Annotated in this window: 18 protein-coding genes and 1 riboswitch; of the genes, 6 read left to right on the top strand and 12 right to left on the bottom strand. The window is 36.4% G+C overall.

Features of this window, described 5'->3' with window-relative positions; translation table 11 throughout:
- Positions 1-122 precede the first annotated feature (122 nt).
- The 7 genes from htrA to HCX62_RS00335 form a co-directional block, all read right to left on the bottom strand.
- Entirely contained in the window at positions 123-1628 is a 1506-nt protein-coding gene (gene htrA, locus HCX62_RS00365; RefSeq protein ID WP_185636611.1) for a serine protease HtrA, read from the bottom strand.
- 97 nt (positions 1629-1725) lie between these two features.
- Positions 1726-2556: an MBL fold metallo-hydrolase gene (locus HCX62_RS00360; RefSeq protein ID WP_185390517.1), complete on the bottom strand. Its 831-nt coding sequence runs from the start codon at positions 2554-2556 to the stop codon at positions 1726-1728.
- Between the two features lie 119 nt (positions 2557-2675).
- Positions 2676-3515 (bottom strand): two-component system regulatory protein YycI, encoded by an 840-nt coding sequence (locus HCX62_RS00355; RefSeq protein ID WP_185636610.1) that lies wholly within the window; start codon positions 3513-3515, stop codon positions 2676-2678.
- 2 nt (positions 3516-3517) lie between these two features.
- The gene (gene yycH / locus HCX62_RS00350) at positions 3518-4840 is read right to left on the bottom strand and encodes a two-component system activity regulator YycH (RefSeq protein ID WP_185636609.1); all 1323 of its coding nucleotides are present in this window, start codon (positions 4838-4840) and stop codon (positions 3518-3520) included.
- Entirely contained in the window at positions 4837-6669 is a 1833-nt protein-coding gene (gene walK / locus HCX62_RS00345) for a cell wall metabolism sensor histidine kinase WalK (RefSeq protein ID WP_185636608.1), read from the bottom strand. Before walK ends, yycH begins: the two co-directional genes overlap by 4 nt.
- Before the next feature lie 185 nt (positions 6670-6854).
- Positions 6855-7568 (bottom strand): response regulator YycF, encoded by a 714-nt coding sequence (gene yycF, locus HCX62_RS00340; RefSeq protein ID WP_003729146.1) that lies wholly within the window; start codon positions 7566-7568, stop codon positions 6855-6857.
- Positions 7569-7779: 211 nt separating this feature from the next.
- Positions 7780-8961: a pyridoxal phosphate-dependent aminotransferase gene (locus HCX62_RS00335; protein WP_185636607.1), complete on the bottom strand. Its 1182-nt coding sequence runs from the start codon at positions 8959-8961 to the stop codon at positions 7780-7782.
- Positions 8962-9113: 152 nt separating this feature from the next.
- Positions 9114-9233: riboswitch (SAM riboswitch) on the top strand.
- A 111-nt stretch (positions 9234-9344) separates the two neighbouring features.
- Here HCX62_RS00335 and HCX62_RS00330 point away from each other — a divergent pair.
- The 6 genes from HCX62_RS00330 (at position 9345) to HCX62_RS00305 (ending at position 13950) form a co-directional block, all read left to right on the top strand.
- Entirely contained in the window at positions 9345-10166 is an 822-nt protein-coding gene (locus HCX62_RS00330; protein WP_003728052.1) for a MetQ/NlpA family ABC transporter substrate-binding protein, read from the top strand.
- Between the two features lie 14 nt (positions 10167-10180).
- Positions 10181-11197 carry a methionine ABC transporter ATP-binding protein gene (locus HCX62_RS00325; protein ID WP_185518082.1) on the top strand — a complete coding sequence of 339 codons (1017 nt, stop codon included), beginning with the start codon at positions 10181-10183 and terminating at the stop codon, positions 11195-11197.
- On the top strand, positions 11194-11856 hold the full coding sequence (locus HCX62_RS00320) for a methionine ABC transporter permease (RefSeq protein WP_185518080.1): 663 nt from the start codon (positions 11194-11196) through the stop codon (positions 11854-11856). Before HCX62_RS00325 ends, HCX62_RS00320 begins: the two co-directional genes overlap by 4 nt.
- Before the next feature lie 89 nt (positions 11857-11945).
- On the top strand, positions 11946-12725 hold the full coding sequence (locus HCX62_RS00315) for a carbon-nitrogen family hydrolase (protein ID WP_185636606.1): 780 nt from the start codon (positions 11946-11948) through the stop codon (positions 12723-12725).
- Positions 12726-12884: 159 nt separating this feature from the next.
- The gene (locus HCX62_RS00310) at positions 12885-13544 is read left to right on the top strand and encodes a Crp/Fnr family transcriptional regulator (RefSeq protein WP_185636605.1); all 660 of its coding nucleotides are present in this window, start codon (positions 12885-12887) and stop codon (positions 13542-13544) included.
- Positions 13545-13707: 163 nt separating this feature from the next.
- A complete protein-coding gene (locus HCX62_RS00305) occupies positions 13708-13950 on the top strand; it encodes a hypothetical protein (RefSeq protein ID WP_185636604.1) in 243 nt (80 codons plus the stop codon).
- A gap of 75 nt (positions 13951-14025) precedes the next feature.
- On the opposite strand, the gene HCX62_RS13985 is transcribed toward HCX62_RS00305, so the two are convergent.
- The 5 genes from HCX62_RS13985 to HCX62_RS00280 all read right to left on the bottom strand — a co-directional run bounded on the left by HCX62_RS13985 (position 14026) and on the right by HCX62_RS00280 (position 18504).
- A complete protein-coding gene (locus HCX62_RS13985) occupies positions 14026-14346 on the bottom strand; it encodes a hypothetical protein (RefSeq protein ID WP_221771371.1) in 321 nt (106 codons plus the stop codon).
- Between the two features lie 818 nt (positions 14347-15164).
- The gene (locus HCX62_RS00295) at positions 15165-15584 is read right to left on the bottom strand and encodes a hypothetical protein (RefSeq protein ID WP_185636602.1); all 420 of its coding nucleotides are present in this window, start codon (positions 15582-15584) and stop codon (positions 15165-15167) included.
- A 49-nt stretch (positions 15585-15633) separates the two neighbouring features.
- Entirely contained in the window at positions 15634-16305 is a 672-nt protein-coding gene (locus tag HCX62_RS00290) for an ABC transporter ATP-binding protein (protein WP_185636601.1), read from the bottom strand.
- A gap of 4 nt (positions 16306-16309) precedes the next feature.
- Positions 16310-17389, bottom strand: coding sequence for an FtsX-like permease family protein (locus HCX62_RS00285; protein WP_185636600.1), 1080 nt, complete (start codon positions 17387-17389; stop codon positions 16310-16312).
- Positions 17390-17457: 68 nt separating this feature from the next.
- Positions 17458-18504, bottom strand: a complete 1047-nt coding sequence (locus tag HCX62_RS00280) for an FtsX-like permease family protein (RefSeq protein ID WP_185636599.1) — start codon at positions 18502-18504, stop codon at positions 17458-17460.
- Positions 18505-19122 lie beyond the last annotated feature (618 nt).

Below are 19122 nucleotides of genomic sequence, written 5' to 3'. Positions count from 1 at the left end.
CTCCTATATTTAGTAGCAGAATCCTTGTTCTCTACCATATCTATATCCGAAAAAAATCACTATCCACAAGTTTTCCACAGAAAAAAAGCCACTCTCTTTTTTAAGAGAATGGCTTTTTGTTATCATGTAGTTGTTTTTGCTGCTTCTAGTTTAATATCTGTGGATTGTTCTTTACCGTCGCGGTAGTATTTCACTTTGACTTTGTCGCCGATTTTCACATCATTACCATATAGAATTTTGCGTAGTGTCATGGAGTTTGTTACTTTTTGGCCGTCTAGTTCAACAATAACATCGTATTGTTTCAAGCCCGCTTTAGCTGCCGGGGAACCGGATACTACTTGTTGTACCATTGCGCCGTAATCTACGCTATCAGGTAATTTCAAGATGCTTTTTTGTTGTGTTTCTGGAATTGTATCTACATCACGTAAGGAAACACCTAGAGAAGGACGTTCTACTTCGCCTTTTGTTTCTAGTTGTTCGATGATTGGCTCTACCGTATTACTTGGAATTGCAAAGCTAATACCTTCTACGTTTTCCATCGAAATTTTCATTGAGTTGATACCAATTACTTGGCCTTCAATGTTAATTAAAGCTCCACCACTGTTACCTGGGTTGATCGCTGCATCTGTTTGGATAACATCTGCTTCCCAGTCTTCTGTTCCGTCGCCATTTGTATCAACTGGTACGGCACGGTTTAAACCAGAAATAATACCTTGCGTTACAGAACCGGAAAATTCAGTTCCAAGTGGGCTACCAATTGCAATTGCTGGTTCGCCAAGTTTTAATGAATCAGAATCGCCAAATGTTGCAACTGTGCTGACATTTTTGTCATCAATTTCAAGGACAGCTAAATCGTTCCATTCGTCTGTTCCAAGTAATTTAGCCTCTGATTTTTTACCATTTGTAAATGTTACTTCTAATTTATTTGCATCGGCTACAACGTGATTATTCGTTACGATGTATGCTTTACCGTTTGCTTTTTTATAAATGACACCGGATCCTGATGAAGCTTCTTGTTCAGAAGAAGTTGTTCCATCAAGGGATGAAGATGATTGGTAATTCAGTACGCTGACTACCGCATCTTGTACTTTATCCACTGCCTTAGTTACGTCTGATGTCGTATCCACAGAAACTTTTTCTACTTTAGTTGCTTTATTGTTTGAATTGGAAGTTGTATCTGCATTGTCACCATTATCCCATGCTACAAAGAAAATAATAAGTCCGCCAATGATCACACCAATAAGTGCTGTTAAAAAGTAGCCAATAAAGTGTTTGCCTCGCTTCGGTGGTTCGCCGTTCCCGTTACCACTTCCGCCGCCGTTATTCACTCTATTAGGAGGGACTGCCCCGCCGCCTGTTGTACTTGTACGTCTTGGTCCTGGAGCTGGTCTAGCAGGTTCTGATTCTTTGTTACTTGCTTCTTCAAAAAATGCGTTTGTAGAACTTGCCTCGGCTGCATCTTCTGTTGCTCCGGCAAATTTCTCGCCCTCTGGGGTCACGCCTTCTACAATAGGGGTTTCTTGGACTGGTTGCGAGTTCTCCGGTGTATGTAAAGTCTCCTCGACCTCTCTTTTTGGCGTGCTTTCGTTCTCGCTGTTTTCATTTAAATTCTTTTCTTTCTCGTCCATGTCTTCCTTCCTCTCTGCAAATTTCGCATTTATATACTTCCATAGTAAACGCCAAATATGAAAAAACGATGAAAAAGCTTTAAAAAAATGGTGAAACTTAAATCGTAAAGATAGATGTAGCGTTATCAGGGTCGGTATCAAAGATTTCTACTTTGCCGCCAACATCAATTCCTTCTGAAATAAGTGTTTGAGTTACGCTCATTCTCGCTAGTTCTTTCATATTATTGTCTTTACTAAGGTGGCCTAAATAAATTCGTTTCGTTTGGTCGGTAATTACTTCGCTCATTGCTATTGCTGCATCTTCATTGCTCACGTGTCCTTCATCGCCAAGAATTCTGCGTTTGACATTCCACGGATAGCGTCCCATTCGAAGCATTTCTACATCATGATTACTTTCAAAAAGATACGCATCAGCCCCCGCAATATGACCTTTCATCCTGTCGCTTACATATCCCGTGTCCGTTATCATTACAAATTTTTTATTCCCTTTATGAAATATGTAAAACATCGGCTCAATCGCGTCATGAGATACACCAAAGGATTCTACTTGCATACTGCCGAAAGATTTTACTGTTTCCATATCAAATTGGAACTTTTGATCAGAAGAAACTTCGCCAATCATATTATCCATTGCTTTCCAAGTTTTAGCGTTCGCGTATATAGGAAGTTTGTATTTACGAGCAAGCACACCTAGCCCTTTAATATGATCTGAATGCTCATGGGTAATTAAAATAGCGTCTAAATCATTCATATCACGACCAACTTGCGCGAATAGCCCTTCCATTTTCTTACCACTCAAGCCACAATCAATCAGAATTTTTTGGTCTCCTGTTTCGACAAGTGTGGCATTACCTGAACTTCCGCTGGCTAATATACTAAATCGGATTTGATCCGTGTCTTTTTCGGTTAAAATTTTATTTGCGAACATTTTTTATCCCCCTAAAGGCTTATATATCTTTCATTGTAACGCTAATCCGGCAAAATTGCATGCCCCATCGTTTGAAAAAGCCAACCTAATTTTTCATGATAATTAGGTTGACTCTTCTTTTATTTTGCTTTTTGGCGACTTGATAATTCTGTGCCTGGTTCGGTTGTTGATTTATTTTCTGATTGGTTAATGACTTGTTCGTCTTTAGCATTCACGAGGACATAATTCGTTTCCCCGGAATGTTTTACTTCAAAGCACCAAACTGGGAAGTAAACATTTCCAGACGGCAGCTGTACGGTCGTGTAGTAGCCGAATGTTGCGGAAACCACGTCGCTATCTTGCTTCAACTCGCCATGCTGATAAACCGCTTCTAATGCGTCTGTTGCGGACATTAAATTGGTCTTTTCTTTTAAATCATCTTGCTTAGACATCCACGTTTGCTCATAGGAGGTTACGCGATCATCGCGGTCTAAATAGAAAGTGATCTGGCCCGCTTCATCAAAAAGGACCATATTATTATTGATTAATTGGTTAAAAGTCAGCGTCCTGGCATCTTTATCATAATTCCAAAACTGGTAGGACTCGCCGCGATAAACACCAGACTCCATAAATTTTTGAAATTCCGGATTATTGCCTTTTTTGCCAGCTTTTACTGGATTTTGTAAGACAGAATAAATTTGTTTATTGTTGTCTTTCAGCGTAATTGCTTGGCCTGTAAGATCGCTAACATCTTTAGTTGTAAAAGCCGCTCGTTCTGTCGTGAAAATGGAGCCGCTCGTAGGTTTTGTTGATAAGTCTGGATGGGAAATATTATCTGCTTTTAAGCGTTCTTCTAGCGTTTCATTTCCAAGTGTATCTGGATCATCTGATAGTTGTTTGTTGAAAAATATGACTGCTAAAAAGACATTTAAAATTAGGAGTGTCACAATAAAAATCATTTGAGTTTTACGCCAATCCATTTTTATTCACCCGCCTTTGCTGCATCTGCTTGGAAGATAAACCATTTGTCGTGATATTTATAAAGCCATGTTGGTTCTAAAGTGACAAGACGGTTCATGCCAGAAGATTCGCTTCTAGTCATATGATAACCAGGGACAATATCCTCAATTTCTTCCGCTTTTACATTAGGATTTTGAGCAAGGGCACTATAGACAGAATAAGACGACTGCAGCGTCACTTCTTTTTTCTCTCCCGGAACATCTGTATCTAGGCGGAAAAATGGACGCATATATTTATACACTGCTTCAAGGCCTTCTGTAACAGAAATATCAGCCATGCCATTTTCATTATAAACTTGTAAATTATCAATGAATAAACTGAAATTGGTTGTCGCGCTTTCGCCGGCATAACCCGTGAAATAATATGCCCCGTCGCCAGTCCAGCCAGCATGATCGTTCACAAAATTAAAACTGTCTTGAATTAATCCCGCACGCTTCACACTACTGAGATCTTCTGGATTTGTGCGCTCTTGCGAAGGGTTTACATATTCTAATACTTTATTATCTGTGTCCATTTCGATAACACTTGAACCATCCGTATACGTATTTCCTTCACTCTTCACAGTACCAGAGTCTTGGAAAAGCGCGGATGTGAATAAATTAATTTCTAGCGAGTCAATAATATATTTTTTGCGATCTAGTTTTGTTTTTTCCGTGCTTAGGAACAGATTACGTTTGTTAGAAATCAGCTTGTCATTTTGAGTAAGTTTGCCTTCATTCTTTTTAACAATTTTTTCGATTTTATCAATGTCTTTATTTTGCAATGAGCTTTGGTAAATGTTCTCTTGGTCGTCATTCGTGAAGTATACCGAATGCAGCCCAGTATCTGTATTATTAATATCGAACACAATCCGATTAAAGAAAGCTGATTCAAGCCCGTCTCCTTCTACTTGGAAAATTTGCGCGAAAATAGAGAACGGAATATCATTTGGGAAAATTATCTCGATAGTGCCATTTTTATGGATTAATTTCTCGTAATCTTCACTGCTTTTTTTATTAGCGAGTACGACTTCTGAGAAACTGAATGCTTTTCCTTGAGCCATTAGTTCGTTTAATAAGTCAGCGTCTAAACTTTGATAGTTATTGTCATTTGAATTGACAGCTAATTTGTATGGTTTGAATACTTGTGAAGTTGTCATTGTTTTATCAATCGTTGTTTTTTCGATTTCTTTGACATTGATGGCTTCGTAGTCAGGTTGTCCCTTCCAAATAAAGTAGCTTAGGACGATGCTGAGTACGACTAAAATGGTTAGTACAAATGAGCGAAATCCTGTTTTTTTCATCATTCCCAATCATCCTCCGGTAAGTCACTATATGGCAGGGTGAATTTAATTATGGTTCCTTTGTTCTTATTGCGTTCGGCCCAAATTCGACCGCCATGTGCTTCGATAACTTCTCGAGCGATGGCAAGTCCTAACCCTGTTCCTCCCATTTCCCGCGAACGAGCTTTGTCTACGCGGAAGAATCGGTCGAATACATTTGCTAAATCTTCGTCTGGTACGCCTAAACCTTCATCGGCAATGCTGACTTCAATTTCATCTTCAAATTTTTTCAGATAGAACGAAATACGGCCGCCATCAGGTGAATATTTATTAGCGTTAGAAATAATATTATCGAGCACTTGCATTACTTTATCTTCATCGATTTCGATAATGACTGGTTCTCTTGGAATATGACGTTTGAACATGATTGTTTCTTTTTTCATCATTTCAAAACGATCAATAATATGATTAAAGAAATCTGTAAAGTTCACGAAACTTTTTTCTAGTTGCTCCCTGCCGCCGTCCATTCTGGAAAGTTTGAGCAGGTCGTTAACAAGACGAATCATTCGTTCGGTCTCATTTTGCGTAACTTCAAGGAAGCGTGGAGCGATTTCTTTATCTTCCCATGCGCCGTCGCTTAATGCTTCTAAATAACTGTGCATACTTGTAAGTGGTGTTCTTAGTTCGTGCGATACGTTGGATACGAAATCACGACGTTCTTGATCGACTTTTTCTTGATCGGTAATATCGTGAAGTACCGCGATTACACCATTGTTAAACCCTGTTTCTCTTTGAATAACGGAGAAATTGGCACGAAGAACATATGGTTTGTCAAAAGTACTGCGGTCCATCGTTAACGAGCCATCCACTTCCATTAAATCTTCAAACTGGTATGTGTCTCCAATATCTAAAACGTCAATAATGGAACGCCCGTTAGCACTTTCATGTTTTACGCGAAGCATTTTTTCAGCTGGCGTATTAATAAGAATTACTTTTCCGCGGCGGTCGGTTGCGATTACGCCATCAGTCATATACGCGAGTACGGAGGAAAGTTTGCGCCGTTCCCCTTCTGTCATCGCTTGGGCTTCTTGGACTCGTTTTGTTAACGTGTTGAAAGAATCCGCTAATTCACCAATTTCATCGACGCCGTATACTTTTACTTTGCGGCTATAATTCCCTCTTGCCATCGCATAGGCTTGGCGTTTCATTTCAACAATTGGCTTGGTGATGGTTCTTGATAGCAAGATTCCGAGTACCGCAGTAATAATCATCGCAATTAACGTACCTGTGATGAAAATATTGGTAATATCATCGACTTGTTTATAGACACTTTCAATATCGGCGACAAGATAAATAGCCCCTATCACTTTGCCTTTATTTTTGATGGAGGATACATTCACCCAGACACGGTTATTTTTATTCGATTCGTCTTTATAGATTTTGTCCTCGGAAGTTGTTCCAAGTGACAGCGTTCGTTTTACAAGGGGATCGTTGCTTTTTTGACCAACAATTCCTTGGTTATTTAAATTCGATGTTCCGAGAATTTTTCCTTTGTCATCTACTATTCTTACTTCGATTAAATTGCTGCTTGCACGCGAATAGTCGACTAAGAGTTCTCTAATATCATTTTGCAACTTCACTGAGTTATCGCTGTTTTTAATAATTTCTTCTCTAGCGTTATAATCCAGCAAGGTAATACTATTTGTAATAGAATCTTGAAAATTTTTCTCCAGTTGTCCTTCCAGTTCACGAACAAAATACGCGCCGATTACTTGCATCGCAACGATAATTAGTAGCAAATACATAATAACTAACTTAAATTGTACGGACTGAAAAAATCTCATTTTATGCATAAGTTGTTCTACTCCTATTCGGGGTAATATATTTAAATTAGTATACCATATGTTGCGGGGTAGACGTATTGTTTTTCCTATTAATTGGGTCGATTTGTTTATAAAAATAACAAGGACCTAAGCGGATATACCCAAAAAAAGTGGTCCTCCAAGTTTTTTCAGCTTGGCGACCACTTCTCATTTATTTATTCTTGTTCTGGATTGCGTAAATAATAGCCAACTCCGCGTCTTGTTACTAGCCACGCTGGATGACTTGGGTTATCTTCAATTTTTTCACGTAAACGACGAACAGTAACGTCAACTGTACGAACGTCTCCGAAGTAATCATAGCCCCAAACCGTTTGGAGTAAATGTTCACGTGTCATTACTTGTCCCATATGTTTCGCTAAATAGTGTAGTAATTCGAATTCGCGGTGCGTTAGTTCGATTGTTTCTCCACGTTTAGAAGCAACATATGCGTCTGGATGGATGATTAACGAGCCAATTTCTAGTTCGCTGTTTTCTTCTTCCTCGGCTGCGCTAGAACTTACTTGGCTGTGACGGCGCAAGTTAGCTTTCACACGAGCAATTAATTCGCGGTTACTAAATGGTTTCGTTACATAATCATCGGCACCAAGTTCTAGTCCGATAACTTTATCAATTTCGGAATCTTTCGCTGTTACCATAATTATTGGCATATCATATTTTTTACGAACTTCACGACATACTTCGATACCATCACGACCAGGAAGCATAATATCGAGTAAAATCAAATCTGGCTGAACCTCTTCTACAAGTTCTAACGCTTCATCGCCATCATAGGCGCAGTATACATCAAAGCCTTCTTTATTTAGATTAAACTTAACTATATCCGCAATCGGTTTTTCGTCATCTACTACAAGAATTTTCTTTTCTGCCATTTTTTTACAGTCCTCTCATTCCTGGATTTCGCCGGCTTTAACCGGGACAGATATTTTTTATTTAATGCGTAAAAATCTCACTAAACACTTTAAATTCTGGCCTGCCTTCATAAAACAACATGCTAAGAATACACTTACTAATCAATTATAACACATACCAGTAATTATCTGAATTATTACAAGCGATTTCCCTTTAAAATTGGCTAATCACTTACTTTTGAGCCACTTTATCAAACAGATGCAGCTTGGCAATCCGTGTTACCGCCTCTTCCAATCGTTCTTCGTCCATTAAAAGCCCAACGCGCACATATCCTTCGCCAAACTCTCCGAAGCCACTTCCATCCGCAACGGCAACGCTCACTTCTTCTAATAGATAGTCCGCGAATTCACTACTTGTAAAATCTTCTGGAACCGGCATCCAAGCAAAAAAGGAACCCGCTGGAGCAACTGCTTTCCAACCAATATCGTTGCAGGCTGAAATAAATGCATTTCTGCGACTTTCATAGCGCGCAGTCAATTCTTTTACACATGTCTGATCGCCCGTTAACGCTTCTATTGCTGCATCTTGAATTCCAGGGAAAAGACTTACGTACATATGATCTTGAATCAGGTTGATTGCTTCAATGACTTCACTATTTCCGACTGCAAAACCAACGCGCCAGCCCGCCATATTGTATGTTTTCGAAAGCGTATATAGTTCAATCCCGACTTCTTTCGCGCCGTTCGTTTCTAAAAAACTAATCGGCTTCTCGCCATCAAAACCAATGCCTCCATATGCAAAATCGTGTGCAATAACCACATTATGCTCTTTCGCAAAAGCAACCGTTTCTTCAAAAAAATCTGCCGTTGCTACTGCGCCAGTTGGATTATTAGGATAATTTAAATACATTAATTCTGCTTTTTCAGCTATGTCTTCTGGGATTTTTGTGAAATCGGGTAAAAAAGCATTTTCGGCAATTAGCGGCATTTTTTCAAATTGAACTTCGCCTAGAACTACGCCGGACAAATAATCAGGATAGCCCGGGTCCGGCAAAAGCATCACATCGCCCGGATCCATTAAACACATCGGCAACTCCACTAAGCCTGTTTTTGTACCAAATAAAATTGCTACTTCTGTATTTGGATCAATCGTTACATTATATTCACGCGCATAAAAATCCGCAGCGGCTTGTTTTAACTCATGTTTTCCACGAAACAAGGAATATTTGTGGTTCATTGGTTTTTCTGAGGCTGTTTTCATTGCTTCCACAATGTGTTTGGGTGTTGGCTGGTCTGGGTTTCCTTGACCGAGGTTAATTACATCATGACCTTCAGCCACCTTTTTTCCAACTTTTTCTACAAGGCTAGAAAAAAACTGATCTGGTAAATTTTGCAAGCGTTTGGAAATTTTCATACGACACCCGTCCTTTTTAAGTTTCATTGATTAAAATAGTAAAGTTTTCTGAAGTATTTGTCCAGTATGATTTTTTTAAAACTTAAAAAAGCATTGACAAATTAAGCTAAAATGCGTATATTTTTAACTAACAGGTTTTTCTAAAATATTTTCTCTTATCGAGAGCGGCAGAGGGACTGGCCCGATGAAGCCCGGCAACCTAACTTTATTTAAGCGTAAAGTGAAGGTGCTAATTCCAGCAAAATGGTGTATTCCGTTTTGGTAGATAAGAGGAGCTGGATATGTTCGACTTTCCACTTCTCTATTCTAAAATAGAGAAGTTTTTTTATTGCTTTCATGAATAAATCTGGATAATCACACAACATACTAGGGAGGAAAAAAAGATGAGAAAATTAACAAAAGGGTTAGGAATTTTACTTGCATCAAGCCTTGTTTTAGGATTAGCAGCGTGCGGAGGCGGTAGTGATGATAAAGCCTTGAGCACAGAAAAAATTACAATTGGAACAACAGCAGGACCTCACCAACAAATCGCTGAGGAAGTTCAAAAATTAGCGAAAAAAGATGGTCTTGAAATCAAAATCAAAACATTTGATGATTATAATACACCAAATACAGCTTTAAACGATGGTGATTTGGATGCGAATAACTACCAAACAATTCCATTTTTAGAGCAACAAAAGAAAGATAAAGGCTACAAATTAGACGTTGCTTTTAAAACAGTAGCATTCCCAATGGGTATTTACTCCAACGATATTAAAGACTTGAAAAATCTTAAAAAAGGCGACAAAATTGCCGTGCCAAACGATCCAAGTAACGAATACCGTGGTTTAAAACTTTTTGAAGATGCTGGCGTTATTAAATTAAAAGATGGCGTGGAAGAAAAAGCAACGAAAAAAGACATTGCTGAAAACCCACTTGACCTTGAAATCGTTGAACTAGAAGCTTCTCAAATCCCTGCACAATTAGATGAAGTTGCAGCCGCAGCTATCAACACTAACTTTGCAATGGGCGCTGGACTTTCTATTAATAAAGATGCCATTTACCACGAACCAACAAAAGACAATCCATATCCAAACGTATTTGTCGTTCGTAGCGCTAACAAAGACGATGAAGTCGTTAAAACATTAGAAAAATATTACCATTCAGATGAAGTAAAAGCATTTATTGAAAAAGAATTTAATGGGTCTGTAGTACCTGCATTCTAGGGAGTTGTTTTATTTTGATCGAATTACATCAAGTTTCAAAATCATTTAATGTAAATGGAAAAACCGTAGAAGCCGTCAAAAATGTTTCTATTACAGTCGAAAAAGGAGAAATTTTCGGTGTCGTTGGTTACAGTGGCGCTGGAAAAAGTACGCTCGTTCGTTGCATCAACTTGCTTGAACGTCCAGATGCTGGCCAAGTTGTGATTGATGGGAAGAACTTATCTACCCTATCAAGTAAAGAACTTCGTGTCGCACGTCGGAAAATCGGCATGATTTTCCAAGGATATAACTTACTGAAAACCGCAACTGTCTATGATAACATTGCCAAACCATTAAAATTAGAAGGCGTTCCAAAAGACGAAATCGAAACACGCGTGAATAAATACTTGTCAATCGTTGGCCTAGAGGATAAACGAAACAACTATCCAAGCCAACTTTCTGGCGGTCAAAAACAACGTGTTGCGATTGCTCGTGCTCTTGCGCATGAACCAGAAATTCTCTTAAGCGATGAAGCAACAAGCGCCTTGGACCCTGAAACAACAGAAGCAATTTTGCAACTGTTACTTAAAATTAATGCGGAACTCGGCATTACGATTTTCTTAATTACACATGAACTTGATGTCATTCAACGTATTTGTGACCGGGTCGCTGTAATGGAAAATGGACATTTAGTGGAACAAGGTACCGTCCTTGATATTTTCACGAAAGCAAAACATGCGACAACCAAGCGTTTTGTTGGATCAGAAGCTAGTTTCGATATCCCACAAGATTTGCTTGAAAAATACATCGCAACTGGTAAATTGGTTTCCCTTCATTTTATTGGAGACGAAGCGGACGAGCCTGCACTCGCTCTTGTATCACGCAAATTCGACGTTCTTCCAAGCATTTTAGCTGGCGGAATTGATCATTTGAAAAATGGAACACTTGGAAAACTGCTTGTTCATTTAAAAGGTGACGAAGCGGAATATAGTAAAGCAATTGCTTATTTGAAAGAGTCTGGGGTCGTTGTTGAGGAGGTCGAGTTACTATGAGTTTGTTTTTTGAAGAATGGGGACCGATACTTTGGCAAGGATTTCTAGAAACACTGACGATGACTGGGATTACACTAGTAATTTCACTCGCGATTGGTTTACCACTTGGCGTATTTTTAACATTAACGCGTAAAGGTGGTCAATCGGAAAATCGGATTGCTTATAGTATTTTAAACTGGGTCATTAATATTTTACGTTCGCTGCCGTTTATCATTTTGTTATTCTTAATGATTCCGGTAACACGTTTTGTTGTCGGTACTACTATTGGGATTCAAGGTGTAATTATGCCACTTGTTGTATTTACGGCACCTTACATCGCCCGCTTAATGGAGTCTGCCCTGCTGGAAGTTGACCGCGGAGTTGTTGAAGCCTATCAAGCAATGGGAATTTCTACACCAAAAATCATTTGGAGTGTCGTTATTCGTGAAGCTCGGTCTGGTATCGTTCTTGGTTTAACTATCGCAACAATCGGGCTAATCGGCGCAACTGCGATGGCTGGACTTGTTGGTGCTGGCGGTCTTGGAACAATTGCATACCAATATGGTTTCCAACGTTTTGAGCCTACTGTAATGTATACAACCATCATTATTTTAATTATCATGGTTCAAGCACTACAATCATTCGGAAACTTCTTATCTAGACGTCTAAAAAAAGATTAATTCACTACTTAGAGCTTGGTGCGCAGTGTTCCAGTATGGACTCGTCACCAAGCTTGTGTTATTTTTAAAAGAAAAAGGGAGCGAAGAACATGTGGAAGTTGGCATTATGTCAAACCGATGTAGTTTTTAAATATCCAGATGCAAACTATGCGCGGATTGAAAAAGCTATAGTCGAAGCTGCAAAAAATGGGGCCGATATCGCAGTTTTACCAGAAATGTGGAATACCGGTTATGCTTTAAATGAATTAGCTGGGGTTGCTGATTTAAATGGGGAAAGAACAAAAGAATTTTTAGCAGGACTTTCTGAAAAACACCAAATCGCTATTATCGGCGGCTCGGTTTCTATCTCAGAAGGAAACAAATTTTCTAATACAATGTACGCTTTCGATAAATATGGTGGACTACTTTCTTCATATAAAAAGGTTCACTTATTCCAGCTTATGAATGAGCATTTATATTTAGAAGCCGGAAATGATAAAAATCTATTTCGACTGGACGGTGTTTCTTGTGCCGGTTTCATCTGTTATGATATTAGATTCCCGGAATGGATTCGCAAACATACTTCCGAAGGCTCAGAAGTAATCTTTGTTTCCGCTCAGTGGCCTGCTGAGCGCGTAACTCAGTGGGAACAACTTCTTATTGCCCGCGCGATTGAAAACCAAGCTTTCGTCGTTGCAGTCAATCGAGTTGGCGATGATCCGAATAATCATTTCAACGGTCACTCGCTTGTCATTGATCCACTTGGAAACATTGTCGTTCATGGCGGTGAAGAAGAAGGAAATATTTACGCGGAAATCGACTTAAATCTTGTTGCTGAAACACGCGGAATCATTCCCGTTTTCACCGATAGACGCCCTGAACTTTACTAAATATTAAGGGGAAAAACAGCATTTTCGTCCCCTTTCCTCATTAAATATACACATTATCTATACTAAAGCGGCAATTTGGTATAAATAATGTGTATTTATTTTTGTTAATTTTGATATTATGTATTATAGTTAACGAAAGAAGCAAAGGGGCTGCTAATTATGGATCCGCTATTTAATTATAAAGAGTTTGTTCGACTTTCTGATGAAGGCAATATTAACTATGAAAAGTTAAAAGTTCCAAAACATACAGAATTAGTGGACACTTTCACAACGAGGAATAATCATGTCTATTTAATTGTGGAAGGGTTTGTTTCTATTTCGATGAATCCGCAATCAAATAATATCTATACCGTCTTAGGAAAAGGATCTTTTGTGAATTATTACAGTTTATTCCAAGGAAGCGTAGATAGTTTCCTATTTACAACCATCTCTCCGTGTACAATCTACAAATATTCGTTTAAAGATCTAGAATATTTTCTTTCGATGTTCCCAGAGAATTTTGGTTTTCAGTTTTTCATTATGCGCGACTTGGCTCGACACGCTTTTTTCAAAAGTCTTTTCGCAGAGACTGGTTCATCCGACAAATTAGAACTTTCCTTTTCTAATATCGCCAAATTACACGGAACGACCTACGAAAAAGATAGTGTTATCCTCCCAAAAGAAATGCGCACAAGCACAATCGCCGCCTACAGCAACCTTTCAAAAAGTAGTTTTTACAAGCAATTGACCCTTTTGAAAGACCAAGGCAAGATTTGGAAAAACGATAAAGAATGGGTTATTAGGAGCAAGGAATTGCACGATTATGTGAAAAATAGATAATTTGATGATTAAAAAAAGCCACCCGCGCCTAAAGAAAACATATACTAAGAAAGATAGCGTAGCTTAAACTAGGTGGTCTTTTAGATAATTTGCACATAGGCCTACGGTATTGTAGGAATAAACTTTTTAGTTTTTATTTTATATTTAAAGAGGAGTAAAAACATTGTATAGGCTAGGAGATATTGAAGTTAATGTAGAAAAATATAGAGCGGAATTTGCCAAAAAACACTATTTACCTTTTATGAAAGAACTAATGAATATGTCAGGCTGCACGCTATTAGAAGCCCGCGACTTCATTGACAAAGTAATAGCTGAAGAACAAATCAAAGTTAATTCTAAGTCAAAAGAAATGCAAGATTACTGCTTGACTGAACTTCAAGAGGATGAATTGTCTAGGCATTCGTGACAGTGTTTATTAACATTCGCTACTCATAAATATAGTGCGCCCCAAAATCCAACTTTTGGAGCGCACTATATTTTTTTATTTCTTTTTCAAACCGAAATTAGGCGGATAGTTTTTATTTAGATCAATACCATCTGCATTTTTATATCGTTCATCAAGGTTGATATCTTTCCCCGTAATCCATGCGTATACATTACAAATAACAACAGGTAATGCGCCTAAAAATATATTAGGTGACACAAGACACGCGACAAACACACCGACTAGCGCTCCGCCACGCAAGCCTTCATGCATTACGCCGCCCCACAAATCACTTAACATCACGCCCACAACAATTCCTGCATATATGTTCAGTATGATGCCAACTGTAGGAATGATGAAAAAACCTTTTGTATCCATTTTATCCTTCTTAAACACAAAATAAAAAGTGCATGATAATACCACCATAATACTCGTAGCTATCGAAAAACATAAAAATAAATAATTACTATCAAGTAAAGTAATAGAGGCGATCCACACAAAAAATATCGATGAAACGGCTATTAGACATGGTATCAAATGAAAATAAATACTATACTCTAATCCATATTTCCAAGGTTTTTTCGCGCGGAAGATGTACTCGATTCTTAGTAACATCCATACGCAAATAGCAAGGAATGCAACGATTCTTATATTATTAATCAACTCGACTGATTCTGGAATTATTATCTTATCTGGGTTGGGGACTAAATAAGTTAATAGCGTGAAAATTATCGCCACAACAATCATTCCAAATACAAGCCCCTTAAGCCCTTTCATCGGGAATAAAAATGTCCGCTGATTTTTTTCATCTGTAGTAAAATTTCCGTTAATAGTTAACACTTCCGTTCTGTGGCTTTCGTGGTGGTTTTGAGGTGTTTGTTGGGTTCAATTATAAACTTTTTTTATCATAACTTCAGCATCGTTTTCATTTTTTATGAATTATCGTATTATCTTCATTCCCTCTATTCTTTTTTTAATTTAACACTTTGAATAGCTTATAACTTCTTCATAATTGTATCCCAAATATCCTTGTAGAAGCAACTATTCCATTTTATCATTTTTATATAAATAAACTATTAAAGTATTGTTTTAATTGAAACTAAACCACTTTAAACTTCCTTTTCAATCTCTACATAAAAAGCCTATGATTTGATTACATCATAGGCTTTTTATGCCTGTATTAGGCTATTTATTAATTAATAGCGACCTACTATCTCTCTCCATCTATAACCATTGTTATTACGAGTATGTTCTGAATAAGCACCTCTATAGCCATTAGGATATGAAGAATAATTCACTTGAATACCTATCCAACCACTATGCCAAGCCTGATTGAACCCAGTTGAATTACGTTGATAGTTTGATCCAGTACGCCCATAAACTCTTGTCCATGGCTGATTTATTCCACTTCCTTTTTCAGCCTTCCACTGCACCGTAGTTTGCCCTCTAAATGTTTCAACATTTCCATTTTTATACCAGTTGTTAGCACCATAAATCCCTTCTCCTAAATTACGGGAACCATTATATGCTGCATTTGCTACAATCGGCACCCCTACTCCAATGGCCATTAGTACTGCTAACATGATTATGCTAACTTTTTTCATTCTTCTTTTCATCTGTTCCACTCCTTTTCTTTTTTTTATTAATTCAAAGCACTAGGCTGAATTAAACAGAAATAATCTCCCCATCTTTTAGATGTACTATTCTTTCAGAATATTGATTAGCTAATTCAAGATCATGAGTTACCATTAAAATAGTGTGTCCTTCTTGATTTAATTTTTTAAACGTTTCCATTACAATAATGCTGTTATCATGGTCAAGTGAGCCTGTCGGTTCATCTGCAAGTATAAGCGTAGGGTTATTCATTAAAGCTCTTGCGATTGCTACTCTTTGTTGTTCTCCTCCGCTTAAAAAAACACACTCTTCTTCTAGCTTTGAACTTAAGCCAAATTGCTCAAGCCAATATATTATTTTTTCTGAGTCTTTATTTTTTTCCCTTGCATATTTAAGTGGAAGCTGTAAATTCTCTTTGACTGTATAGTCAAGAATTAATCCAATATTTTGCAAAATAAAACCAATGTTTTGGTTACGAAAAAGAGCTCTTTTTCTATCTGTTAACTCGTCCATTTCCTGCTCTTGGAATTGGTAGGATCCTGTATCAAATGTATCTAACAGTCCAAGTATATGAAGTAAAGTTGACTTTCCAGAACCGCTAGCCCCTACAATTGATACAAATTCCCCCTCTTGTAACTCTAGATTGACTTGCTTCAATACCTGAATATTTTTTTTCCCATCAAGAAAGCTTTTTTGTAAGTTTTTACAATTGATTAAACTCATTTAATCACCTCTTTAAAATATAATTTATTTCAGGAATACGACGATACTTTAATCTAACAAACACATAAATTCCTAATTGAAGAATGAAAAACATAGAAAGTAACTTCCAAATACCATTCCAACTTAATATAATTTTTTCCTCACTTATTCCATACTGAAAAGGTTGTTGCCAAATTCCCAAATAAATGAATGCTAGGCATATACCTACTACACTATAAATGTTAATCTCCATAATAAGCATATTCATTACTTCATTACGGCTAGCTCCACAAAGTAAATAAATTCCATTTTCTTTACGACTGAGCTGAAAACTACGTATTGCATAATTTATAAAAACACAATAGATAAATACCACAAATACCAGTATTTTCATTCCGAAAAAAAGAATTTGTTGATTAATATTTTGATTAAATAAATTTATAGAACGCAACTTGTTTTCTTTTGTAGTAACATAAGAACTCTTAATTAACTGATTTTCAAAGGGTTTAAACTTTTTCAAATCATCTGGTCTTATTTGCATAGTCCATTTTGTTTCTTCTAGCTTAGAAAAGGCCTTCGCATCTGCAACAAAAATATTAGACAAGTTAAATCTTTGTGTATTCATTAAAGGGAAAGCTTTATTGGCATCAATAAATCCCACAATTTGAATAGTTTTTTGTTGCTGGTTTCCATTTAAATCATCCAAAGTAATATCAATGATATCTCCTAGCTCATACAATTGTTGATACTCATTAGGAACTAATGTTGCTAAATTAACCTCTCTATAAAAATCATCTTTTGTAAATACACGCCCTTTTTTAAGAGTAAACTCGTTCAATAAAGAATAATTTTGTATGATATTTAATCGTTGAAAATTTTTATCAGTAGAATATCCATTTCGTTGTTTCACATATCCAATTTTATTTTCAATTAAAAACTTTTCAAACTTCAGCATAGTTTCTTGCGAATCTTGCTCTTCTTTCGTTTCAATCTGACTAATATTGTATTCCCAGATATTCTGCAAATTGCTAGTTTGCTTGATTTGTAAATTACTTAGTTTCTCTTCAATGAAAAAAAATTTATACGCTTCTATACTTGTAAGCATGCACATAAGAACTAAAAATAAACTTATCCATGGATGTTTTGTTACTTTAAGAAATAAGTATATTGAATTCAGCCCCCTTCTTTCATAATATCGATTGCTGCTACTTTTCTAAAATAGTAAAGTGTTGTAATTGCAACTAAGCAAGTAAATAGGCAAAATAAACTAATTATTAAAATATAAAAAATAAAACGTATTTGATTAAGAAAAGGAAAATCCATGTATACACTAATAAGATGTAGTATTGTAGCTATCCCTATAGTTAAGCTTACTAATCTAAGCATGTCCATCATATTTTCTTTAAGTAGTGTCATATTGGTAGCACCTACTAATTTACGAATAGCATATTCATAACGATGTTCCTCCAGCCAAAAGAATGTAAGTAGAATAAGGGAAATACCTAATAACAAAAACATCGTTCCCAGAAAAGAAAGCATTTCTGTCTCTATCTTTTCAATATCGCTGGTTTTCATTCTTAAAACATCATTAATATCTGCACTTTCTATGTTTTCTGAAAAGAAAGAAGTTATTTCTTTTTGCAAATCAGGAATTGTTGCTAGTGAATCAAACACAGAAATTGTCCCAGACATCGCGCTGTCTCCTAAATATGCATAATCTTCATAAGGTAGTACAATACTCGCATCAAACGTTCCGTTGGTGATTCCCTTTTCACCTAAAATTCCTATTATTTTGATTTTTTCACCATTTACTTCAATACTATTTTTATTTGTCAACTCTTTAATAATATTTTTCCCTACCCAAGCCCCCTTTCCAGGACTCTTATTGAAAACAGGAAATTGTAGCTCTTTTAAATCTTGTTTAGGTACAAAAATTATTTCTCTTGGGATATTTTCAACATCTACTTCTTCTGTAAGCATAACTGTTTCATAAATCCCTCTAACTTTTTGAAACATTTCTTGTTTTAATCTTATATTTTCTTTTAATTCTAATTGTTTATTTGTTAGATAATCTACTGATATAGCTTCCTGTTTATGTAGTGCATCTCTTTGCTTTGACACAAAGTACATACGATCATTCAAACTAATAAATTGCACAGAAAATATATAAATTAAGATAAGTACGAAAATTAAGAATTTATTTTTTTTTATTAGTTTCATCTTTTCTCCTTTCAATTAATAAACTGCTTAATAGACTATTTAAAAAACTAAAATTTTATTTCTTAAATACACCATTAATATTTTGGTTTCTATAAGTTCATGCTATCACAAAGGATCAATGTATAACCAAAAATGTAATGAAATGTCTGATTCTTGTCGTGAATGACTAATTTCAGATTAAATCAGCCTCATTTTCAATTCGATTTGAAGTTGTTATAAGAAAAGCATTCGAAAAAACAAAGAATCTATACTTACATGCATCATTTATACATACGTATTCCTAAAAGACACAAAAAGTTCATAAAACGGCAATTAATTGTATAAAAATAGTACTTAAAAACACTAAATACACGCATATCAAATCACATAAATGTATAAAAAAACATTTATACATTTATGTAGTAGAATTCTCTTTTTCAGCTTTCAATAACATTGATCTGCCCATCTTAAATAATATGTGATAAATACACTTCGACTAGGTCAAAGAAAAAAGAGAAAACAAAAAATGTGTTTTCTCTTCTTGTTCTATCATCTTTTTTAATGCATTTATCAACTTTACTTTTTGATTAACTTAATATTTCCGTGTGCATTTCTAAAAAAAAGCCCTCCATCACAGAG

It is taken from the genome of Listeria swaminathanii (genome assembly GCF_014229645.1).
GTDB lineage: Bacteria > Bacillota > Bacilli > Lactobacillales > Listeriaceae > Listeria > Listeria swaminathanii.
This window is presented reverse-complemented; position numbering and strand designations above follow the sequence as displayed.